Source organism: Bartonella sp. AP30XZML (assembly GCF_042195945.1).
Lineage (GTDB): Bacteria > Pseudomonadota > Alphaproteobacteria > Rhizobiales > Rhizobiaceae > Bartonella.
The window spans coordinates 1-22222 of sequence record NZ_JBHIPJ010000102.1; the positions used below are offsets into that span (position 1 = coordinate 1).

The window sequence follows — 22222 nt, forward strand, 5'->3', positions numbered from 1 at the left end:
GCTGCAAAAAAGCGTTCCTCACAGCTCTCAGGGATAGCTACCCATATCAAAACCCTTGATGAAAAAATGGGAGGGCTACAAGCATCTGACTTAATTATCCTTGCAGGGCGCCCTGGTATGGGGAAAACCTCTCTGGCGACCAATATTGCTTTTAATATTGCCAATGCTTGCAAGCGTCATGATAATAGCCAAGAAAATGAAGGGGGTATTGTTGGTTTCTTCTCACTTGAGATGTCAACAGAACAGCTTGCAACTCGTATTATCTCAGAACAAATAAAGGTTTCTTCTTCTGATATGCGTCGTGGTAATATCTCAGAAGAGCAATTTACCAACATCATTTACGCAATGCGTTCCTTACAAACAATCCCTCTTTATATTGATCAAACGGGGGGTGTATCCCTAGCACAATTGGCCGCCCGTGCAAGGCGTCTTAAACGACAACATGGTCTAGATGTCTTGATTATCGATTATATCCAACTCATGACAAGCGGTTCAAAGCGTTCATTAGAAAATCGCGTTCAAGAAATTACAGCCATTACCACCGGATTAAAAGCACTTGCAAAAGAACTCAATATTCCCATCATTGCTCTGTCACAACTTTCGCGTCAAGTTGAAAACCGAACCGATAAACGTCCACAACTCTCCGACTTACGTGAATCTGGTTCAATCGAGCAAGATGCCGACATTGTTTTGTTCGTTTATCGTGAAGAATACTATCTCAAAAATGNAGAGCTTTAAATACCCTTTGAAAGGTCTTTGAAGATCCTTTGAGAACCCCTTAAAAACTCTTTGAGAAAAAATAAATTGGTACAAAACCTAGTGGCAAAATATACAAAACCCGCTGGCAAGCTACAGCTGGCAAGCTACATACAGGCAAGCTACAGCTACAAGCTACAACAAACAAGTAATGGTAGCGGAGGAGGGATTTGAACCCCCGACACAAGGATTATGATTCCTCTGCTCTAACCTACTGAGCTACTCCGCCAAAATAAGCAATCATAATTGCCAATAATTACATCTTTTGCGGATATAAGGGGTAGAATAGTAAGATGTCAAGCATCGTTTTTAAGCTTTTCTCTTGTCATTCTATTTTATCCTCGATATGTAAAAGTGTAATTTTCATATGATAAAGTAAGGTAAGGCATGAAAATGGTGCCACGTGTAGCGGTTTTAGGATGCGGTCATTGGGGTGAAAATCATATACGGACACTCCACTCTCTCGGGGCTTTAGCAGCAGTTTCTGATATTGATAATGATCGTGCTGCTAGTTTTGCAACACTGTATGGTGTAGAGGTTGTTACACCAGATGATCTTTTTACGCATCGAGATATTGATGCGCTGGTATTAGCGTTGCCGCCACAATTGCATACGCAAAATGTGCTCCGTGCTGTTAAAAATGGTAAAGATGTTTTGGTGGAAAAACCAATAGCCTTGAATGTTTCTGATGCTAAACGCCAAGTTCAGGAGGCTGAGGCCTATGAGCGAGTTTTTATGGTGGGCCATATTTTGCGTTTTCATCCAGCTTTTGAAAAAATGTGTGAATTGGTGAAAAACGGAGATGTGGGAGATGTGCGATATATTTATTCTCATAGATTAGGCTTTGGAAAATTTCACACACACAGTGATGCTTTATGGGATCTTGCCCCTCATGATCTCTCAATGATTTTGGCGTTGACAGGATGTGAACCTTCCGAAATTCGCGGTGAGGGGGCTGCTGTCGTTGATCAGATTTCTGATTTTTCTCATATTCATATGATTTTTCCAAATGGCGTGCGTAGTCATCTTTTTACTTCACGCTTGAGTTCTTATCGTGAGAGGCGTTTAATTGTTGTTGGAACAAAGGCTATACTCGTTTTTGATGATATGGAACCGTGGAGTCGTAAATTGGCAATGCACTATTTTGCCGTTTGGAAAGAAAATCAAGAGTGGGCTTTTAGCATGGATGAGCTGAATTACATTGATGTTTGTGAAGATTTGCCGCTTACTTGCGAATTACGGCATTTCCTCCATTGTATTGAAACGCGTCAATCACCTCGTACAAATGGTGATGATGCTATTGCGGTTTTACGGATTTTAACAGCTGCTGATGTCAATTATGATAGATAAAAGAGATAGGTAGCGCTTTTGCATTCTTGTGATGATCAATGGAGTTAATATGCAATTCATCGACCTTGGGGCGCAGCGTGCGCGTATTGAAGATAAAATTAATTTTGCAATTGCGCATGTAGTCGCTAGTGGTAAGTATATTTTGGGACCAAAAGTAACAGAATTTGAAGAGAAATTGGCAGAATATCTTGGCGTTAAACATGTGATTGCATGTGCTAATGGAACAGATGCTTTGAAGATGCCTCTTATGGCTAAAAATATTGGTCCAGGGGATGCTGTTTTTTGTCCTAGTTTTACATTTTCAGCAACGGCTGAAGTGGTTGCTTTGGTGGGGGCTAAACCTGTTTTTGTTGATGTTTTACCTGATACATTCAATATTGATGTTGAAAAACTTTCTCACGCTATCGAAATGGTAAAAAAAGAGGGACGTCTAAAGCCAAAAGCTATTATTGCCGTTGATTTATTTGGGCTTTCTGCTGACTATGTGCAAATTGCTCAAGTGGCTGCAAAGGAAAATCTTTTTATAATTGAAGATGCTGCTCAATCTATGGGGGGGAGAAGCGGTAATACTATGTGTGGTGCTTTTGGTGATGTGGCTGCTACAAGTTTTTATCCTGCAAAACCATTAGGATGTTATGGCGATGGAGGCGCTATGATGACCAATGATGATCATTTTGCAGAACTTTTACGCTCTATTTTGTTTCATGGTAAAGGTGAAACGCAATATGACAATGTACGTATTGGTATGAATTCGCGCCTAGATAGCATTCAGGCTGCAATTTTACTAGAAAAGTTTGCAATTTTTGAAGATGAAATGGAAAAGCGTGTGGAAATTGCTCAACGCTATTCCAATGGCTTAAGAGATATTGTTACAGTTCCAGAAATAGGAGAAAATATTCGTTCTGCTTATGCACAATATACGATTAAGGTAAAAGAACGGGATAAATTAAAAGATTTTTTACAAAAAAATTCTATCCCTACAATGATTTATTATAAAACTCCTTTACATCAACAGCCAGCTTATAAACACTTCCCTTATGTAAAAGATTCCCTTTCTGTTTCAGAGTCTTTAGGAGAGTGTGTTTTAAGTTTACCAATGCATCCTTACTTGACACAAACGGATCAGGATATGATTATCAAAAAAATAAGAGATTTTTATCACTCTTGAGAGCGTGTTTTTATCCTTAAAATTATGGTCAAAGCTTTATTGGTGATCCATCTTAGAAGGTATTTTTTGTTAGAGTGTGTGGCCAATGTTTTGGTATTATTTCCTTTCTAGGACCTATGAAATGTTGTCCTTTAGAGCGGTGATATGATTAGAAAGTGAAGCTTCTAGACAAGAAGATATTTTTTAACAGAACTGTATGGGCTAAGAAACTTTGTCCTTTAGCTTAGCAAAAAAGTCACGTTTAATAAAAAGGATTTGGGTTATGAAAGTTACAATGAACCTTTGTTGATTTTACTCTTCATTTAAGGTGTTTTAAAAGATAACTTATTTAACGGGGATTTTGGAGAGAAAAGTTATTTTTTGGCGAATACGTGATGCTAGGTCATTTTTGCTTTTGGATTTTTGAATCAATGTGTTGATGGGTGATGTATTCCCTTCTTGTAGCGCTATTTGAGCTGCTAATGTTGCTGCAAGTTCTTTTGTTTCTTCTCGGAGTTCTTCTAGCAATTGGTGGTTAGCGGTCGTGTCCAGCTCATGAGTTTGGATTTTTTGTAAGCGTTGCTGATAGTGTGCGACTTTTTCACGCATCATTTGTCTTTCCTTTGGAAGTGTGTAGTGTGGCGATATTTTGTTTGATTGCTATCGCTTCTTTGGTGAGAGTATCTTTTGTGGGGAGGCATAGCCGATAAAACTGTTCTGTTACTTGGCTCAGTTGTATTTTTTGTTGGACATATTTTTTTTGCAAAAATTCGTACTTTTGTTGGTTGTTTGCTAATTCTACAGCATGTTGTGCACGAAGAAAATCGTGATTTGCTTCTATTTCCGCGAGTGATAATGGCATTTTCGCACAAACATCTTTATACGCAAAATGAACGGCTTTACGCCAAATAAAAGGAGATAAAAGCACCAGTAACCAGGAAGTGAAAGCAACTCCAAGTATAAAAAAAAGAAATGATTGAATAAGCATAATACCCCTTTTCAAATAAGAATACGTTTAAAACGGATTCCATGTCGGTCTATGTGTTAATTTTAAATATCCTATATTGATACCAAGGCGTGCGCCGACTCCTGTACGTATTGGGATTAACAAGGTATTATGGTATTTTAGGACATGAAAACCAACACCTGCAATTAAATAGGCCGAACCTGAAATACCACCATAGCGTCTCCATAAATTATTTATGCCATTAAGATTGTAAACTAAGATCATTAAACGGGAGCCTTGGCCGCCAAAATCCCATCCTACTGAGGGACCTTGCCAAAAAACTTTATGTTGACCATAGCTTTTGGTAAAAACCATTCCTTCGCCATAGGTTAATCCAGCAAAAAAGGCACCAGAAGCTTCTTCTCCTAAAATATAGGCATTGGGATAACCGTATTTTGAAAAAATATTTTGAATTGCAACAGCCAGACCACTAGCTGTTTTTCCAAAAAAAATATGACCAGAATCAATAATTTCTTGGAGTGAATAATGAGGTTCGTTTTGCTCTATTGGTTTTAGTCGAGCTTGTGTAGTGTTTATGGTGATGAATAAAAGGAAGATTAAAGATATAATATTTTTGTACCAGTATTTGAGCAGAGAGAGAGCCATGGAGTTTTCTCCTTTTATTAGTGATAAACAAAAAGATAATATTAGAATTTTCATTCTATTCAAATAAAAAATAAGATATAAGGTTATTTAAATTCTTGAATTTATTTCTGAATTTTTTAGCATGATTGTTAATGTTTCCTATTATGCATCAGATGTTAAGAGTTTTTCTTTAAAATAAAGTTTGTTTTTTTGAATCTAGGAGTTTTCAATCATTATGACGTTAGATATTTCTTTGAAGCCTATGGATCTTGCTGCTTTGCTTTGTAGTCGTATTTGCCATGATTTGATTTCACCTGTGGGGGCTATTCAAAATGCAATGGAGCTTTATGATGAAGGAGGAGCTGAAGAAGATGCTTTACAATTGGTGCGTTTATCCGTTGCGAGTGCTGCTGCACGTCTACAATTTGCGCGATTGGCTTTTGGTTTTGCTGGTGCAAGTGGAGGACAAATAGATACACGGACTGCAGAGCAGGTTGCTCAACAATATATGAAAGAAGAAAAAGCAACTTTAAAATGGCAAGCTTCTTCTTTATTGTTAGAAAAAGATGAAGTTAAACTTTTGCTTAATTTATTATTGATTGCAAACGCAACAGTTTCTCGTGGTGGTGAAATTGTTGTTATGATTTTGCAAGAAGAAAATAAACGTTCTTTTCGATTTGAGGTTTTCGGTAGAACTCTCCGTATCCCCCCTCATTTTCTTGCGTTATTTCGTGGAGAAGTTCAAGAAGAGCTTATTGATGCACATGTCATCCAATTTTATTACACAATGTTACTTGCTCAGATGACAGAGATGAAAATAAATATTGATGAAAGTGATGGTTGTATTGTTTTAGAAAGTGTAAAAAAGCTTTGAATAAGAGAGAAGCGCTTAAGCTGTGTTGGGAAAAGTGGCTTCGATTGAACTTATGAGCGATAAGGTTATATGTGTAAATTGGGTGTGGTTACTTCTTAAGCTTTAAGCGCTTTCTATATGAGATTTTTAGTGTGCGAGTTCTCTACTTTTAATAGAGAAAAGATCTCGGGGAAAAAATCTCGGCCCGCTACACTCCGAGATTTTACAATGTGCATATTCACTGCTTAAGCGGTTTTTCGTACGTTCTCTTCAACTGGATCACGTAATACATAACCACGTCCCCAAACTGTATCAATGTAATTTACACTGGAAGAGACTGCTTCCAATTTTTTCCGCAATTTACAGATAAAAACATCGATAATCTTTAGTTCTGGTTCATCCATTCCACCATAGAGATGATTGAGAAACATTTCCTTGGTAAGGGTGGTGCCTTTGCGTAAAGAGAGAAGCTCTAACATTTGGTATTCTTTACCGGTTAAATGAACAGGGCGCCCTGCAACTTCGACAGTTTTTGTGTCAAGGTTAACGGTGAGATCTCCGGTAACAATAACCGATTGTGCATGTCCTTTTGAACGACGAACAACTGCATGGATACGTGCAATGAGCTCATCCTTATGAAAAGGCTTCGTCATATAGTCGTCTGCTCCAAAGCCAAAACCACGAACCTTATCTTCAATGGCATTCATACCAGAAAGGATTAGGACAGGAGTTTTTATTTTTGCCAACCTTAGAGTCCGCAAGACATCATACCCTGACATGTCAGGCAAATTCAGATCAAGCAAAATGATATCATAATCATAGAGTTTTCCTAAATCGATACCTTCTTCACCCAGATCAGTGATATAAACATTAAAGTTAGCCGACTTTAACATCAACTCAATGCTTTGAGTAACTGCTCTATCATCTTCAATTAATAATACGCGCATTTTAGATCCCTCACTTTGCTCCTTCACGAATCATAAGGAGCATTTCTATTTTATATCAGTTAGCAAAACCACTGTTATAAAAACAATTCATTAAATCAAACACTTATAACAAAGCGTTTATGAACATTTCAGTAGTACGCGTAACAATCACTACTAAATTCCCCACTATCCATGATAGTGGTTAACAAAATATTTTTATTTTTGAAAGAGGCTACAAAATTATTTTAGAAAAATCCTATATTTTTTAACATAATAAAAAAGGAGGGCTTTTTCTATAAACTTTAACTTAAAAAAAATTTGTAAAAGAGCTTTATAAATTACTTTTTTACAATTTCAGTGTTTATTTACTGAGCTTTAAACCTCTTCAGTTTATAATGGGGGAAAAGTTAAAGAAATAGTTATTGCTCTATTAAAGCAGATTGTATTTTCAGATGCTTTAATGAAAGGCAAAAATTATTATAATTTCAAGTTAATAGACTGTTTTTGTCGGATAGATATATAACTAAAAGATATTTATTGGGTGTGAATGCGAGTTTTGAGTTGGCGCAATCAAGGAGTAGTGAGTATGAAGCCACGAGAAAATATGGTGCGATTAAGGATGTTTCAAGTGCGTGGAAAGCGCCGTGAAATTACACAGCTTGAGATGATGATCGCAGAATTTGAACGAATGGTGTTAGAGTTGGAAGCACAGATTACTCATGAAGAACGTAAATCTGGAAACAATGATGTTCACCATTTTGCTTATTCTGCTTTTGCGCGTGCAGCGCGGCAAAGACGTGATAATCTGATCAATTCAATTCGTGATTTAGAACTTCAAAAAACAAATGCTGAAATTGCTCTCCATGAAGCTAATACAGAGCTGCAACGTGCACAGCTTTTGGAAGCACGAGAAAAGAAGATTGCTGCGGATGATAAGGATATTTTGATTCAATCTAATTCAATGGTTGGCTAATTTAATGGCTGGATGATAAAAGCAATTATTGAAAAATCCATTCTTTCAGGTTTATCTTTTGGGTATAGTATAAAACAGCCAAACTTTTATCAAGTTTGGCTGTTTTATAGATTGCTTTATGTTTTATTAATCAATGGCAACTTAATGCCTGTAGTGTTGAATCTTGGTCGTTCGTAATCCCGCTAAACCGTGTTCATCGATTAAACTTTGCCATGAAAGAAATTCTTCTACAGTCAAAGTATAACGGTGGCACGCTTCGTCAAGACTTAACAATCCACCTCTGACAGCCGCAACAACTTCAGCTTTGCGACGAATCACCCAGCGCCGTGTTGTTTGCGGCGGTAGGTCGGCAATTGTAAGCGGACTTCCATCTGGCCCAATAACATATTTCATTTGTGTTTTTATCAAGTTGGTCATTCGTATCCTCTACCTTTAGTCAAGGACTTGATTCGTTTATAGAGCATGAAATTTAAAAAAGAGCTAAAAGCGCTGAAAGAAAAAATTAATAAAGTGATTGGGTCTGTAAAAAGAAGCTCAAGTTGAAGTGTGTAGAAGAGATTCTTGCAATATTTTACTGGATTTTTCAAAAGAGAAAAAAGGATTTCTCCTAAACGATTACCATTATGCCTTATTTCCATCATTCTTTTTTTGTTTGCAGCAGCTCTTAAGAAAGTAATGCCTATGGTTGTGGAAAGGATAAAAAAATAATATAAAGACAATCAATCGTGTAAAAGTGCTAAAGAGCGTGCATCAGAATGTCAACATATGGGTAGCCATTAAACAGAGCATTAAATAGAGAATGAATACATGTTTTTAAACAGTCTTGATTTACCAGGGCAACCTGAGGATTCTCGCATTGTTGTTGCAATGTCGGGGGGGGTTGATTCATCGGTTGTTGCAGGTCTTTTGAAAAAGGAAGGGTATAATGTTATTGGCATTACGTTGCAGCTTTATGATCATGGGGAAGCAACGCATCGGGTGGGGGCGTGTTGTGCAGGACAAGATATTGAGGATGCACGCCGCGTTGCAGAAACACTAGGAATACCGCATTATGTTCTTGATTATGAAAAGCGCTTTCGCGAAGCTGTTATTGATCCTTTTGCAGAAAGTTATGCTCATGGAGAGACCCCAGTACCATGTATTGCATGTAATCAAACGGTTAAGTTTGCTGATTTATTAGCAACGGCACGCGAATTGGGGGCAGATGCTTTGGCTACGGGACATTATATTCGTTCGCGTTCCCACGGAGCGCATCGAGCACTCTTTCGTCCTCTCGATAATGATCGTGATCAGAGTTATTTTCTCTTTGCAACGACACAAGAACAGATTGATTATTTGCGTTTTCCACTTGGTAACCTTCCAAAAGCCCGCGTTCGTGAAATGGCAGCAGAAATGGGCTTTGTGGTTGCCAATAAGCATGATAGTCAGGATATTTGTTTTGTTCCACAAGGAAAATATTCAGATGTTATCGCAAAACTGCGTCCAGAAGCAGCTAATCCTGGCGTTATTGTCCATATTGATGGAAAGATTTTAGGTAAACATTCGGGAATTGTTAATTATACGGTTGGTCAACGTCGTGGTATTGGGGTGTCAACGGGTGAAGCGCTTTATGTGGTTTATCTCGATGTGGAAAATGCACGTGTTATTGTTGGACCGCGTGAAATGTTAGAAACGCATAAGCTTTTTTTACGTGATGTGAATTGGCTTGGTGATGAGTCGTTAGATAATTTCCCTTCTCAAGGTATTGAGGTGGCTGTAAAGGTGCGTTCAACGCGTCCTCCTCATCTTGCGCGCTTACATTATAAAGAAGGTATTTTTTCCGTTGATTTATTGGAATGTGAAAATGGTGTGGCACCAGGGCAAGCTTGCGTTCTTTATGATGGAAATGGTCATGAGGCGCGTATTCTTGGGGGAGGATTTGTAACACATTCAGAACGTGCAGCCGATACTGAAATGATGTTGAAGCGCGTTTTATGCAATCTCGAAACAAAAGATTCTGTTTCCTCAGAACTAAAAACAACAGCTTTATAAAGCATAGTAAATTGATTTAATGATATCTTTTAACCTTAAACTTGAATGAGAGACTTCCGGAAGATTTTCTCATTGAAAGTTTGTTTTATGATTGAATCCATCAACATTATATCTTCTGCACGTCATAAGTGGGGTTAGGGTGTGGAAAGTGATGAAAAAAATGTAAAAATGTTTTTTATCAATGCTTTCAAAGGCTAGGGAACGGCAATATTATTGGAGACTGGTAGATAACACACAACATTAGGTATGTTCTATAACTTGAAGTGTTATCATCTTTAGTGGTCAAAGTTGGTAAAATGAGCAAGTGCAATACCTGAGGCTGTGGCAACATTAAGGCTGTCAAAACCGTCAGTCATGGGAATACGTAAGGTGTTTGATTGTTGTAGTATATGGGGTGGTAAGCCATCGCCTTCTGTTCCAAAAATAAGTGCCATTCTTTTGGTTTTGTTGGCTTGTTTGAGAGTGTGTGAGGCAGAAGGGGAGAGTGCATAAAGATGAAAGTTTTCATCGTTTAGAGCAGCTATAATGTCATCTATATCAGCGTTTTGCGTATAGGGTACTTTTAAAGCAGCACCGGCAGAAACTCTTATTGATTTGCGATAAAGTGGATCGCATGAGGTTTTGTCGACAATAATGCCATTACTGGCAAAGGCTGCTGCATTACGAAAAATTGATCCCATATTATCGTGATTCGAGATACCACATAAAACAAGAATCAAAGCTTTTTCTGGAAGATGTTGTAAAAAACTTTGTAAAGATGGCAGTATTTTGCGTTTACCAATACCCAGAATACCACGATGAACATGGAAGCCGGCGATATTATCCATAATTTTTTGTGGAACGCAATAAATGGGACATAGGGGCTGTGTTTTTTCTAAAAGCGGTAGAAGTCCAGAGAGACGGTTTGCTACGATAAGCAGTGAGATGGCAGAAAACTCTTTTGAGTGCAGTAATGCGGACAATGTTACTTTGCCTTCAGCAATAAATTGATGTTGCCGTCCAACAAGATCTTTTTCACGGATATTATGATAGGCTTTTAGGCGTGGATCATCTGTTTCATTGATTGTTGTGATATTCAAATGCATGCGAGATTTTTAGTGCTTTTTTCTTATGATTTCCAGATGTTAGAATTTGTTTTATTTTAAAAGAAGAGATAAAAAAATACTTTTTTAAAACTTATGGTAGAATTTATGTTGACAATATGCAACCATAGGTATAATGTAAAAATACTGATACGGAATCATATATTTTTCTCGTATCGGGTGCAGTATCTTGGGTCCCCGCTATTTCCCAAGTTCTGTATGCCCTTAATTTCTAAGGGAAAAGAATCTGGGTCCCCAATGCCCAGATTCTTTTTTTGAGGGTAATCATTGTTCTTCTTTTTATATCTAAATTTTTTAGTAAATCATATTTTAAAATCCAGTTGACCTGTAAGGTTACAGTAGAGTGCTAAGATATTTTTTCTAAGGTGCAAAGATGGATTATAGATGGGTTATAATGCACATCATAAGACTAAAAAAATGCATGATTATGATAGATTTGAGCAAAAACAAGTTTTTCGTTTATGAGAAGTGAGATGGCTTTAAGTTATTCAGAAAACGATTAATAATGAAGGTTATGTGTTTGATTGCTCTTGGGAAAGCTCTTCTTTCTATTATTTTTCTCTTCTTTATTTATTGGTGCTGTTCGTGTAACTGAGCAGTTTTTACGATAATAATGGTGAGCTGAAGCGTTTATTGTATGATGAAGCTTCTGTAATATTGAGGAAAGATCGTCGTTATGCCAAAAGTATAATGATATGGTTGAAAATATTAATTCCCTATTTCGTGAAGAAAAGGATGAGGTTCATGGATGTAAAAATCAATATACAAAGCTTAACTTTATACTCTATTTTTATTGCGTGTATTGTTTTTGCTTTGAAATATTGGGCATATCACATCACAGGTTCGGTTGCACTTTATTCTGATGCATTGGAATCAATCGTTAATATCCTTGCATCATTGGCAGCATGGTGGGCTGTTAAAGTGAGTATGAAGCCAGCAGATCATGATCATCCCTTTGGGCATCATAAAGCGGAATATTTTTCCGCAATTCTTGAAGGGGTACTCATTATTATTGCGGCAATTGTTATTTTAAGAGAAGCATGGATAGCTCTTTCTACCGTTAAATTGTTGCAGAAACCTGGAATATGGCTTGCTATTCATCTTATTGCAACTGTCATAAACTGTATGTGGGGAATGGTTCTTATTGGGCAGGGAAAACTCCATCGCTCACCGGCTCTTAAAGCTGATGGAGTACATTTTATAACTGATGTTTTTACGTCGCTTGCAATTTTAATTGGTTTGATTGCTGGTTTTGTCGGAGGATGGGGAGCTTTAGATCCAATTTTAGCGATAATCGTTGCCATTAATATTCTCTTACAGGGCTGGAAGGTGATTAGAAGTGCTGTTCAGGGATTAATGGATGTTGGCGTTGAATTGAATGAAAGCATGCGGATTCGGGAGCTGATTTCTGCAAATGCATCGGGTGCGCTTGAGGTCCATGATTTGCGGACGCGTGTTGCTGGGAGGGTTACTTTTATAGAGTTTCATTTGGTTGTGCCTGCTATAATGCAGGTAGGAGAAGCACATAAAATTTGTGATAAAATCGAAGCTGTTCTTCAAAAAGAATTTGATAATGTGCGTATTTCTATTCATGTCGAGCCTGAAGATGAGGCAAAATTGCCTCCTGGTACAACGGTGATCCCTTTTATATAAAAAGATTTTTTCAAATTGTCTGTTATGTTATAAGGGCTGTTTTTTATGATGGAGCGATTCATACCTCTCGAAAATACGATGATGCTCTTTTGTTGATTTTATTTTTGCATCAATCAAGTATACAAGGTTAAACAGAGTATTTAAGGCAAGATTTATTCTATTTTGTTAAAACACTGTCATTTAAGGTGTGGTGAGATAAGGCATATAAAATTTGATCTATTAAGTGTTTTTAGAGTATGGAGTAAATATTCAAAATAGGACTTACCGCTGTATTCTTTTGTAAGTGAATCTCATGAAATGGTTAGCAGCTTAAATCCACTTAAGAGAACGGATTGTTTACAGACTTTCAGGAGTAGATGTTTCGTCTCTTAGGGCGAAGAGGAGTGAAGCCTTCGTAATAAGTTTAATGAGATTTAATTATAAATTTTGTATAAAAGTTATGAATAGGGTTTTAAAGTTTGTGATCATAGATTAATCGTCATTATTGTTGCTAATAAATGTGTTGTTTTATCGATACAATGTGTTCTGTTTAGAGTGTTCTTTATTGCATGAAGGATGGGGGACTCATTAAAGAATGAAAAAAAATAATGCTCATGTCTCTACTCTTTGAAGGATATTATTGTCGTTGCTGTAGAAAATCGCAAAGCTGAACTAAAGAATGATGCTAAAGATAGAAACTGGTTTTAATTGATGCTTTCATATTTTCATTCATCTGACATCAAAATTTTACAAGGACTCGTACAGTATTGGTGCATCCTAATCATAAATATGCTTCTACATTAGAGCTATTTTAATTGATAGACAATAACAAAAAGCAAAGACTTTATAAGGAAAACAATGCTATAAAGTCAAAAATTTATATGCAATAAATTAGAGAGGTAGATTGAATTTTTATAAAATACTTTATGAAACAACACCAAACATATCTGGCTTTACTTTTACTTATTTTTACAAACGTTCGTTTGTGTTTTTTGCGTTATATTCGTAAAGATCAGATTAGCGGTAATCTAAAGATAACTCTTGGTTGAGAATATGAAAGGAAAGCGTGATACTATAATAGAGTCTTTTCTGTCTTTAATCTTTCAACCAGTAAAAGTGATTACAAATCCGTGATTTCTCCAAAAATGATTTTGTCATACCTATAAACAAAGTTAGATCAAAACGACTTTTTTCTCTTAAAACTGTAAACAAATATATTATATCCGTATAGCTTGAACGAAGTTAGATGTTTACCTGAATAACGACAGTATATATTTTAAGAATAGAGAAGATATTTCATATCGCTATGATGTTATTCAAGAGCTCTTAAAACAATGATTCCTGGTGTTTTTTCAACATAATTCATAAAAGGAGAATCAACGACTTTTTCGTTTTCTTTTCGTGAAGAAGCATTTCTTAACATTGGCCCTTTATCTGTCATGATAAAGAAGCCCACATGTGTTACATCCAATCCAGCAAGTTTCGTATAAATACCAATGAAATCACCAGACTGTAAACGACCTATCACCTCCTCATTAATAAAGTTACTTGGAATATACGTTATCGTGCGTTTCACAACTGGCAACCCAGGTAGATAGCTTTCACCATCAGCTTTTTTGTTGAGATATTTTTCTATTTTTACCGCATGGGGACTTATTTCAGCGGTAATATCAGTGGCGAGTTTATATTCTCTATAAGCCCAATCCGTAAAAAAATGTTTCCGATTTAAAAAATCAACATTACCGTTAATATAACGCGTTTTTATGACGTTATTTATGAATTCTGTTTGGGATGTTGATTTGCGCAATGCTTCAACATAATCCAGATAAGTGAAGCAATCTAAGCCTCTAAAGTCAATAATCAGTTTTTCTGGTGTATTTTCTGAGCCATGTAACATATTTGCTTGGTAAGGTGTCCCTAAAAAAGCTTCAGAAAGAAAGTCAATTAGTGCCCCTTTTTCCTGATAATTTGTTTCTGAACGTTTTTTGAGAAGAGTATTTAATTTATTTAGAGTATAGGGATCTAGGTTTACGTTGGTTGTTTGTTGTGTTTTTATTTTATTTTCTAAAATACTCTCTTGTGAATCAGAATCCTGAACATCACATCCTGTTACCAACATTAATATGAGAATTAATAGGGATATTTTTCGCATTTTATACACCATTTTTGAATTAAAAATTCATGACGAACTATTTCTAAAAGTGCTATTTTTTTAAATGCTTATCATGATCATCGTTAGATTTAATGGTAGCATACAATCATTAAGAGTATATATGAATATAAAGATAAAATAAGGTTCCACAAATTGCAAGCGATATGAATATTTTCTAAGATTATAGAATTAAAGAACTTTCTCTATAATATACTTATTTTTTAATCAAAATTATTGTCAAATAAATACTTTTAAAAATATGATGAGCTTTTTACGTTGTTAAGCTATTCTGGTGATGCTGCTTTAACCTTATAGCATATTCTGAGGGTAAGAAATTTTTTTAAGAGCTTATCTTTTAAAAGGTTTCAATTACTATAGTATATCTAACGTATCTGATGGAATTGAGATTCCTGAAAACGGTGGGATGAGAGGGGGAAACGATGTCTGATAAAATTCATCATAATGTCTCTAAAACTATTGGAAATACTTTGTGTTTCATGAAATTTTGTTCATGAGTTTGTCGCACAAATATTTTGTTCGTATAATGCAAAAAAAATTTTATTCTTTGACAATGAGATAGCAATTAAATATATACCAATTAAAACGTAATTTTATAGTTTTATCTTGACTCTTACTTAAATTTTTACTTTGTTATTATTTTGTATGTGAAAAGTATACGGTATAGAATACTTTTAAAAGGAAAAGGGAGTTAAAAGAGAGCGGGGGAGTCATTGTATGCGTAAAATAGTGTGTATGTTATGCCAGACCAAATGCTCAATCCGAAATTTGTTCAGCGTGGGCTCGTTTTAGTGTTCATCACTTTATTGTTAGATATTCTTTGTATTGCGATCATTTGTCCTGTTTTGCCTGAATATTTTTCTCAATTAACTGGAAAAGAGGTCAGTACATCTTTTGTAGAAAGAGGAAAATTACTTGCAGCTTATTCAGTGATGCAGTTTTTGTTTGCTCCTGTTATTGGCAATCTCTCTGATCGTTATGGTCGTCGTCCTATTTTGCTTCTCTCTATTATCTGCTTTGCTCTTGATAATCTCATATGTGCTATAGCATGGAGCTATTCTATGTTATTTATCGGACGTCTTTTGTCAGGGATAAGTGGCGCTAGTTTTGCAACTTGTACAGCTTATCTTGCGGATATATCCGATGATAAAACCCGTACACGCAATTTTGGTTTGTTAGGCATTGCATCCGCATTGGGGTTTATTTTAGGATCGTTTATAGGTGGTTTTTTAGGTCAGTTTGGTCCGCGTATTCCGTTTTATTTTGCTGTTGGTTTTTCTCTCATTAATTTTATTTTTTCTTGGGTTATGCTTCCAGAAACCCTTTCTTTATGGAATAGGCGCTTTTTTGATATTAAGCGGGCAAATCCCTTAGGTGCTTTTTGGCATCTGAAACAATACCCGATGGTTCTTTGGGTGTTATTGGTCTTTTTTCTTTATTGGTTTGCGGAATCTGTATGGTTAAGCATTTGGGCTTTCATTGCAAAAGAACGCTATGATTGGAGTTCTTTTTCTATTGGACTCTCCTATAGTGTTTTTGGGGTAGGCCAATTTATTGTAGTCGCTCTCATTTTGCCTTATTTTTCTAAACGATGGAGTGATTGGCATATTGTTATAGTGGGGCTTTTGTTTGCCTCCGTTGCTATGCTGGGTTATACATTCGCGACGCAGGGGTGGATGGTTTATATGGTTTGTGCGTGTACAATGCTTGAATATCTTGTTCATGCACCTATACGTGCGATTGCTTCAGCGCAGGTACCTACAAATGTACAAGGAGAACTGCAAGGAGCGATGACATCTGTTATTTCGTTGAGTTTAACATTTGGTTCTGTTTTTTATGTGTTTCTTTTTGAATGTTTTACAGATAAAAATGCACTGTTTTATTTTTCTGGTGCTCCTTTTGTTGGAGGCTTTTTTCTTCTTGTTGTTGCGACAGTTATTTTTGTCTTGCGGGTACGTTAATTTATTGAGAGGGGCTGGTACGTACTATTTTGCTAGAGAATGCACAAGATAAACAAAATGTATCATTTTATAGGCAGAAAGTTTTTTGTGATATTTATTTCACAAAGTGTTGTATAGAATATCGATATATCCTTCTCATTTAGTGAAAATAATTTTTTTATTTTGTGATATTGTTTGTATAGGGGAGTCCGTATTTTTTCTATTGCTTGCAAATTAATATCCAATGCTAATGCAGCAGCATATTGAAAACAAAGATTAAAACGTATCTGAGTTAGATTTATCAGTATTGTATGAACAATTCCAAATTTTATATGGAAAATTGGAAGTAAAATATTGCTTATATTTGTTGGCATAACTTCTGGAATCAAAAGAAAACCTCATTTTGGAAGAATATAAAGTTGTAAAATTGAAAAGATGTTTTCTGTTTTGCGATTACTTTTTTATTCGACTTTACAGTTTTCAAAACCATCTACGGCAATATCTTTTAAAAAGTAGAGATTTGTTGCATTGTCTCACACTTTAATTTTTTTATTCTTTAGGAGGGATTATGTTTCTCATGCACAATAGAATGCTTAAAATTGTACTGTGAATCAAATACTTATTTGAAGGTTAGGCACTTTACTCTTTTTAAAAATGGTTTTTATCGACCCACTTATCTTGCTTGGGGGGAGAAGCCAATGATTTTGATGGATACGACCTTAAGAGGAGAGGAATGAGAAAAATTTAAGCTATTCAGAGCGCTCTTTTTAGTTTCAGAATGATAAATAAGAATATTTATTCAATAAGTTGTAGGTATAAAAATAATATAATTGTGCGTAGGAAGATGATATAATTTGAAGGAGAGAAGCTAAAAGGTGAGGCTTTTTATTTTAAGATATTTTTTTATAATTCATAATGAGATCACTAAAATGCTGAAAGAGGTAGTGGCTATCTTGTGGTCCCGGAGAAGCTTCAGGGTGATATTGAACAGAAAAAACAGGTTTTCCAATGATTCGAATACCACAGTTTGAGCCATCAAAGAGAGAAATATGTGTTTCTTGAACATGTTGTGGTAAAGAGGCAGAATCTACGGCAAAACCGTGATTCATCGATACAATCTCAACTTTTCCAGTGTTAAGGTCTTTAACTGGGTGGTTGGCACCATGATGTCCTTGGTGCATTTTCACGGTCATTGCACCAACCGTAAGAGCGAGAAGTTGATGACCAAGACATATTCCAAAAATTGGTAAATTATGATCAATTAATGTTTTGATTGTTGGAATGGCATATTGAGCCGTAGCTGCGGGGTCTCCTGGTCCATTAGAAAGAAAAACGCCATCAGGGTTTATTGCCAGAATTTCTTTTGCAGTTGTGTGGGCAGGCACAACAGTAATGCGGGCTTTTTGTGTTGCCATAAGGCGAAGAATATTACGTTTAATACCGTAGTCAATTGCAATGATATGAAGATTGTGCACATTGTTTGTACCGTATCCTTTATTCCAACTCCATGGTTTTTCATCCCATTGCATTGAAGATTGAGATGTCACATCTTTCGTAAGGTCAAGATTGACGAGACCGTGCCATTTTTGCGCACGTTTCTTTAAAGAAGGAATATCAAAATTTCCATTAGCATCATGTGCAATGACAGCATTTTGTGCACCTTTTTCACGAATAAGAATTGTGAGTGCACGTGTATCAATACCACAAAGTGCAATAATTTTACGCATTTTAAGCCATTGATGAAGATTTTCATTGGCACGATAATTTGAAGGATTTGTAATATCTGCCTTGAAAATAGCGCCAACAGCACCATGACAATTGAGAGGAGAGAGATCTTCAATATCTTCGCTATTTGCCCCTACATTTCCTATATGAGGAAAAGTAAAATTAACGATTTGTTGTGTGTATGACGGGTCTGTGAGGATTTCTTCATAGCCTGTGATGGCGGTGTTAAAACACACTTCAGCTTCAGCGATACCTGTAGCACCTGCTCCTTTGCCTTCAATAACGGTTCCATCTGCTAAGACTAAGAGGGCTGTAGGTTTTTTGATACTCCAAGGGTGGCTGGGTGAAGTCGCTTGTATCATAGTATGTATCCACAATTTATTCTCTGAAAGGTATAATGATCAACTTTACACAAAAATCATACCTTTAGCAGATGCTGTGTATATTATTCTGGTAACGTTTTGCTTGAATTAGGCAGTATAAGTACATTCCATGAAGAGGTAAAGTCTTGTTTTAGCTTTTCGAAGATCGAGTCCTTAATTATTTTTTTTATCCTCCATTGCAAGATGGATAAAGATTGGTTAAAAGGCATCTTCTTCTTGAACAAAATTGGATAAATTTATGTTGCGTAACCAGATTGATGGGGCTCTTAGGGCTGCTTTGAAAGCGCAAGATAGTGCGCGTCTTGCTACACTTCGTTTAATGAATGCTGCAGTTAGGGATCGTGATATTCTTTATTATGATGAGGGGAAGCTAGAAGTGGATGATCAGCAGATACAGTCTGTTTTCACTAAAATGCTTCAACAGCGTGAAGAATTGATGCGAGCCTATAAAGAGTCTGGTTGTTTGGAATTGGCAGAGAGAGGACAAGCAGAAATAGAAGTTATTCGTGAATTTCTTCCCTATCAACTTAAGGAGATGGAAGTAGAACAGGTTCTTTGTGAAGCTTTGGCACAAACAAAGGCTGAAAAATTACGCGATATCGGTAAGGTGATGGCATGGCTTAAGGAACGGTATGCGGGGCAAATGAATTTTTCTAAAGTGTGCAATAGTCTTCGTAAGAAATTGCAATAGATCTTGTTAATTCAAGGGGATTGGAAAATATTTTTTATTGTGCGTCGCCTTTGTAAGTCAGTAGAATGTTGATAAATTTCATTTATTTGTACACACATACTATTATAAAAAAAATAACTTTTTGATATCAATGAAACTTTTTGGGCTCTCATAGAGCAATGAAACATCTTTTATGTATTATATTTTCTGTTTTTCAAAGCTGTTAGACCATTAAAAAACAAAAGTATTATAGAGTTTTTACTTTTTTAAAAAGATCTATTGTCAGCACTGTTAAAAATTTTAAAATAGGATGATTAAGGTAATTGATACAGATTTCCAATTTTGGGGAGTGTATTATTGTCTTTTTTGCTGTTTCAAAGTATTTTTTTGATAAAAAGTTTCCGTATTTTAGAGTGGTGATTATTTAGCAAGAAATTTAAATATAGATGGTTTTATCAATATGTTGTGTATCTTTTTAATTCAAGTGCTGGTTTTAATGATAATAAAATCAAAACTTTAAAACGTTTTTTCTAGGGAAGAGATTTTTAAGTTGAGTTTATGAAATAAAAAGATCTTTTGAAAAGAAGTCTCTGTTTGTAATGTGTTCTTGAGATAATTTTGAAATTCTTTTCTCTGATTAAATCCCTTATAAGCTATATAAAATCTATAAATTATGCAGAATAAAATGAGTAACCTCTATTTGTGGGGATACAGTGGTGAATCTGTTAAAAATAGTTCAGTTAGCAATAATGGCTTACCCGTTAACCACAAACGGGAACGGCGTGCCCATAGTGCACCTTGTTGACCAATATGAATGTAATCGCGGGTTAATTTGTCATTGTTAAATAAATAATGTCCTAGAGGTACAGTTCCCAAATGCATTAAGGCTTGATTGTGTAGGAGGGTTTCTTGTGGAATTACAGTGCGTCCAAGGAGCCAAGGTTTATTATCTCCCATTAATATGACTTCACGTAGCCAATAACGCGCACTTTCGGGGAGATGCTCTGCTTCTTCTGTTAATTTATCTCGCGTAATAAAACATTCGCGTTGTGGTTGAACTTGGAGGCAGGTACAATATTTCTTTAATCGAAGCGTCATTGAGCCCGATTCCATGAGCCAATCGCGAACGTTTTCTGGTATTGGAGGACTTTGATCAGAAAACCACTTTAGAGGTGGTAAGATGGAATCTTCAAGATCAGACATCGTTTTACTCCACAGCTAAAGTCTTATTCCATATGTTATGTTGGGTTAAATAGATAGCTCTATTGTAATACAAGGAGTATAAAAGCAGCAAGATTTTAACAGGAAGATATCAAAGGGAAAATCGAAAGCAAAGGTCTTTAAAAGAAGATATGCAGGAAGTATATATTATAGGATTATTTTCATTTAAAAAAGCAAAATAAAGTATTATGTTTTGTTCAAGGCGCTTTCACAATGCGTTACGGAAATTTCTTTATCGCATGAGAGCAATGGGAAAAATGTTTCGTGCTTTAAAATTCGTTTGTAACGCATATAAAGAAGAGCTAAAAATTCATCTATGCAAGATGATATAAAGAGGAAGTTTTAAGAGGAACAAAACTTTATTTTATACTTTAGAAAGTGAAGAGATATACAAAACTTTTGAATTGAGATGTAAAGGAGATCGTATTCTTTATAATCAAGAAATTTATATTAATGAATATACTTTTTAAAACGTTTAAATATATTATATTATTAAAATTGTGAAGTATTAATTTATATTACAGAGTATGTAGTAATTTTATAATAAAGTTTGCATTAATATTATTCATATTTATTTATATATTTTTATTATTAAAAATAAATTAAAAAAACACATCATAATTTAAGTTTTATATTTATTTTATATACTATGTTATTTCACATATTAGGAAAAAATTATTTATCATTTTGTTCTTGCCGTCTCTCTTTATTTCTTAAGATGCAAAAAAGCTCTTCGAGTTTTCTTGGTAAAAAGGGTATTGTTGATAGAGTGTAAGCTATTAAGCATTATATGGTAGAATCTTTAATCATCGTTAGTGATTTTTGTAACCTTATGGGTTGTTATTACAGTGAGATAAGCTGGATTTGCGCACGTGGTACAAAAATCAGTTCGTATTTCGTTAAAGTAACGCAACACATCTCTCCTGATATGCGTAAGTTTATATAGGTATGAAATGGTGCGTTATAAAGTTGTTTACTGCATTTGGTTTTATAATACAGTGATGGTGTATGCCTAAAATCACAGCTTAAGCATCTCACCATCATATCAAAATTGGTAACAACAAGTTACAGGGGAATATTTTAAACTCTGCTCGTTGTTTCCTAGTTTTGTATTGAATCCCAAAAAGGTGTAAAAAATAAATACTCTATGATCGAATTTTTTGTCCTATCCATATAAGAATACAGGCTCCTATAAAACCTGAAATAAGATAGCCAAGCCAACCAGCAAAACTTACACCTAAAAGACTAAAAAGAAAGCTTGCTAGCGCAGCGCCAATAATCCCTAAGATAATATTTAACAATATTCCTGTTTGGCTTTTCATAATATACTGTGCAGCCCAACCGGCAATCCCGCCGATAATAATAGCTGCAATCCAACCTATGTTTGCATTTTCCATGATACCCTCCTTTGCCTGAATTTAAATTGTAACTAGAGTAAACTTTGTAAAAATCAAGGTTTATTCCTTTTTTACCCAGTGGAAAGGATATTTCTGTTAGAGATTTTACTTGTTAATTTCCTTTATATTAAAATAATAATCACATTTATATTATATATAATAATTAATAAGTATAAATTATATAATACATTTTAATTTATAAACAAATTAATTAATTGAGAAATATGAATAAAAGAAGAAAATATTAGTGAAAATGTTCTAATAACTCATAAAGTGTATTTATAAGCTTTTTAAGCTCTCTCTTAAATTAAAAAACAATTGTGATTAAAGTAATAAGTAAAATGTATATTTAAA

At 35.2% G+C, this 22222-nt stretch carries 18 protein-coding genes, 1 tRNA gene and 1 pseudogene; 9 read left to right on the forward strand and 11 right to left on the reverse strand.

Going from position 1 to position 22222, the window contains the following annotated elements:
• Positions 1–732 (forward strand): annotated as a pseudogene (locus ACFIL2_RS06950) (DnaB-like helicase C-terminal domain-containing protein); the annotation flags it as partial.
• A 176-nt stretch (positions 733–908) separates the two neighbouring features.
• Here ACFIL2_RS06950 and ACFIL2_RS06955 read toward each other — a convergent pair.
• A tRNA-Met gene (locus tag ACFIL2_RS06955) sits at positions 909–985 on the reverse strand.
• A gap of 164 nt (positions 986–1149) precedes the next feature.
• Between ACFIL2_RS06955 and ACFIL2_RS06960 the strand changes: the two genes are divergently transcribed.
• On the forward strand, positions 1150–2106 hold the full coding sequence (locus ACFIL2_RS06960; protein ID WP_375633056.1) for a Gfo/Idh/MocA family protein: 957 nt from the start codon (positions 1150–1152) through the stop codon (positions 2104–2106).
• A 49-nt stretch (positions 2107–2155) separates the two neighbouring features.
• Positions 2156–3274 carry a DegT/DnrJ/EryC1/StrS family aminotransferase gene (locus ACFIL2_RS06965; RefSeq protein WP_375618185.1) on the forward strand — a complete coding sequence of 373 codons (1119 nt, stop codon included), beginning with the start codon at positions 2156–2158 and terminating at the stop codon, positions 3272–3274.
• A gap of 324 nt (positions 3275–3598) precedes the next feature.
• Here ACFIL2_RS06965 and ACFIL2_RS06970 read toward each other — a convergent pair whose 3' ends face one another.
• The 3 genes from ACFIL2_RS06970 to ACFIL2_RS06980 are packed head-to-tail and all read right to left on the reverse strand — an operon-like array spanning position 3599 to position 4865.
• Positions 3599–3865, reverse strand: a complete 267-nt coding sequence (locus ACFIL2_RS06970; RefSeq protein ID WP_375634638.1) for a hypothetical protein — start codon at positions 3863–3865, stop codon at positions 3599–3601.
• Entirely contained in the window at positions 3855–4241 is a 387-nt protein-coding gene (locus ACFIL2_RS06975) for a hypothetical protein (RefSeq protein ID WP_375611956.1), read from the reverse strand. Before ACFIL2_RS06975 ends, ACFIL2_RS06970 begins: the two co-directional genes overlap by 11 nt.
• Positions 4242–4268: 27 nt before the next feature.
• Positions 4269–4865, reverse strand: coding sequence for a DUF1134 domain-containing protein (locus tag ACFIL2_RS06980; RefSeq protein ID WP_375613340.1), 597 nt, complete (start codon positions 4863–4865; stop codon positions 4269–4271).
• Between the two features lie 214 nt (positions 4866–5079).
• Between ACFIL2_RS06980 and chpT the strand changes: the two genes are divergently transcribed.
• A complete protein-coding gene (gene chpT, locus ACFIL2_RS06985) occupies positions 5080–5718 on the forward strand; it encodes a histidine phosphotransferase ChpT (RefSeq protein ID WP_375632317.1) in 639 nt (212 codons plus the stop codon).
• A 224-nt stretch (positions 5719–5942) separates the two neighbouring features.
• Here the strand turns inward: chpT and ctrA are convergent, their stop codons facing one another.
• Entirely contained in the window at positions 5943–6644 is a 702-nt protein-coding gene (gene ctrA, locus ACFIL2_RS06990) for a response regulator transcription factor CtrA (protein ID WP_273790819.1), read from the reverse strand.
• Between the two features lie 565 nt (positions 6645–7209).
• Between ctrA and ACFIL2_RS06995 the strand changes: the two genes are divergently transcribed.
• Positions 7210–7596, forward strand: coding sequence for a flagellar export protein FliJ (locus ACFIL2_RS06995; RefSeq protein WP_375634637.1), 387 nt, complete (start codon positions 7210–7212; stop codon positions 7594–7596).
• Between the two features lie 141 nt (positions 7597–7737).
• Here the strand turns inward: ACFIL2_RS06995 and ACFIL2_RS07000 are convergent, their stop codons facing one another.
• Positions 7738–8013, reverse strand: a complete 276-nt coding sequence (locus ACFIL2_RS07000) for a DUF1153 domain-containing protein (RefSeq protein ID WP_273758311.1) — start codon at positions 8011–8013, stop codon at positions 7738–7740.
• A 390-nt stretch (positions 8014–8403) separates the two neighbouring features.
• On the opposite strand from ACFIL2_RS07000, the gene mnmA reads away from it, so the two are divergent.
• Positions 8404–9627, forward strand: coding sequence for a tRNA 2-thiouridine(34) synthase MnmA (gene mnmA / locus ACFIL2_RS07005; protein WP_375633044.1), 1224 nt, complete (start codon positions 8404–8406; stop codon positions 9625–9627).
• 275 nt (positions 9628–9902) lie between these two features.
• On the opposite strand, the gene ACFIL2_RS07010 is transcribed toward mnmA, so the two are convergent.
• Positions 9903–10712 carry a TrmH family RNA methyltransferase gene (locus tag ACFIL2_RS07010; RefSeq protein ID WP_375680362.1) on the reverse strand — a complete coding sequence of 270 codons (810 nt, stop codon included), beginning with the start codon at positions 10710–10712 and terminating at the stop codon, positions 9903–9905.
• A 762-nt stretch (positions 10713–11474) separates the two neighbouring features.
• Here ACFIL2_RS07010 and ACFIL2_RS07015 point away from each other — a divergent pair.
• Positions 11475–12383 (forward strand): cation diffusion facilitator family transporter, encoded by a 909-nt coding sequence (locus tag ACFIL2_RS07015; protein WP_375680363.1) that lies wholly within the window; start codon positions 11475–11477, stop codon positions 12381–12383.
• A 1291-nt stretch (positions 12384–13674) separates the two neighbouring features.
• On the opposite strand, the gene ACFIL2_RS07020 is transcribed toward ACFIL2_RS07015, so the two are convergent.
• Positions 13675–14514, reverse strand: coding sequence for a DUF1460 domain-containing protein (locus ACFIL2_RS07020; protein WP_375638346.1), 840 nt, complete (start codon positions 14512–14514; stop codon positions 13675–13677).
• A gap of 758 nt (positions 14515–15272) precedes the next feature.
• Here ACFIL2_RS07020 and ACFIL2_RS07025 point away from each other — a divergent pair.
• Positions 15273–16493 carry an MFS transporter gene (locus ACFIL2_RS07025; RefSeq protein ID WP_375680364.1) on the forward strand — a complete coding sequence of 407 codons (1221 nt, stop codon included), beginning with the start codon at positions 15273–15275 and terminating at the stop codon, positions 16491–16493.
• A gap of 869 nt (positions 16494–17362) precedes the next feature.
• Here ACFIL2_RS07025 and carA read toward each other — a convergent pair.
• Complete coding sequence (carA, locus tag ACFIL2_RS07030) at positions 17363–18559, reverse strand: glutamine-hydrolyzing carbamoyl-phosphate synthase small subunit (RefSeq protein ID WP_375680365.1); 1197 nt, start codon at positions 18557–18559, stop codon at positions 17363–17365.
• 259 nt (positions 18560–18818) lie between these two features.
• Between carA and ACFIL2_RS07035 the strand changes: the two genes are divergently transcribed.
• Complete coding sequence (locus ACFIL2_RS07035) at positions 18819–19271, forward strand: GatB/YqeY domain-containing protein (RefSeq protein WP_375609255.1); 453 nt, start codon at positions 18819–18821, stop codon at positions 19269–19271.
• Between the two features lie 675 nt (positions 19272–19946).
• Here the strand turns inward: ACFIL2_RS07035 and ubiC are convergent.
• Together ubiC and ACFIL2_RS07045 are read right to left on the reverse strand one after the other, a co-directional pair.
• Positions 19947–20453, reverse strand: a complete 507-nt coding sequence (ubiC, locus tag ACFIL2_RS07040) for a chorismate lyase (protein WP_375633038.1) — start codon at positions 20451–20453, stop codon at positions 19947–19949.
• Positions 20454–21616: 1163 nt separating this feature from the next.
• Complete coding sequence (locus ACFIL2_RS07045) at positions 21617–21868, reverse strand: GlsB/YeaQ/YmgE family stress response membrane protein (RefSeq protein WP_375611967.1); 252 nt, start codon at positions 21866–21868, stop codon at positions 21617–21619.
• Positions 21869–22222 lie beyond the last annotated feature (354 nt).

Coding starts and splice junctions, on each gene's coding strand:
- ACFIL2_RS06960 (WP_375633056.1), top strand. CDS start 1,150: ATGGTGCCACGTGTAGCGGTTTTAGGATGCGGTCATTGGGGTGAAAAT.
- ACFIL2_RS06965 (WP_375618185.1), top strand. CDS start 2,156: ATGCAATTCATCGACCTTGGGGCGCAGCGTGCGCGTATTGAAGATAAA.
- ACFIL2_RS06970 (WP_375634638.1), bottom strand. CDS start 3,865: ATGATGCGTGAAAAAGTCGCACACTATCAGCAACGCTTACAAAAAATC.
- ACFIL2_RS06975 (WP_375611956.1), bottom strand. CDS start 4,241: ATGCTTATTCAATCATTTCTTTTTTTTATACTTGGAGTTGCTTTCACT.
- ACFIL2_RS06980 (WP_375613340.1), bottom strand. CDS start 4,865: ATGGCTCTCTCTCTGCTCAAATACTGGTACAAAAATATTATATCTTTA.
- chpT (WP_375632317.1), top strand. CDS start 5,080: ATGACGTTAGATATTTCTTTGAAGCCTATGGATCTTGCTGCTTTGCTT.
- ctrA (WP_273790819.1), bottom strand. CDS start 6,644: ATGCGCGTATTATTAATTGAAGATGATAGAGCAGTTACTCAAAGCATT.
- ACFIL2_RS06995 (WP_375634637.1), top strand. CDS start 7,210: ATGAAGCCACGAGAAAATATGGTGCGATTAAGGATGTTTCAAGTGCGT.
- ACFIL2_RS07000 (WP_273758311.1), bottom strand. CDS start 8,013: ATGACCAACTTGATAAAAACACAAATGAAATATGTTATTGGGCCAGAT.
- mnmA (WP_375633044.1), top strand. CDS start 8,404: ATGTTTTTAAACAGTCTTGATTTACCAGGGCAACCTGAGGATTCTCGC.
- ACFIL2_RS07010 (WP_375680362.1), bottom strand. CDS start 10,712: ATGCATTTGAATATCACAACAATCAATGAAACAGATGATCCACGCCTA.
- ACFIL2_RS07015 (WP_375680363.1), top strand. CDS start 11,475: ATGGATGTAAAAATCAATATACAAAGCTTAACTTTATACTCTATTTTT.
- ACFIL2_RS07020 (WP_375638346.1), bottom strand. CDS start 14,514: ATGCGAAAAATATCCCTATTAATTCTCATATTAATGTTGGTAACAGGA.
- ACFIL2_RS07025 (WP_375680364.1), top strand. CDS start 15,273: ATGCCAGACCAAATGCTCAATCCGAAATTTGTTCAGCGTGGGCTCGTT.
- carA (WP_375680365.1), bottom strand. CDS start 18,559: ATGATACAAGCGACTTCACCCAGCCACCCTTGGAGTATCAAAAAACCT.
- ACFIL2_RS07035 (WP_375609255.1), top strand. CDS start 18,819: ATGTTGCGTAACCAGATTGATGGGGCTCTTAGGGCTGCTTTGAAAGCG.
- ubiC (WP_375633038.1), bottom strand. CDS start 20,453: ATGTCTGATCTTGAAGATTCCATCTTACCACCTCTAAAGTGGTTTTCT.
- ACFIL2_RS07045 (WP_375611967.1), bottom strand. CDS start 21,868: ATGGAAAATGCAAACATAGGTTGGATTGCAGCTATTATTATCGGCGGG.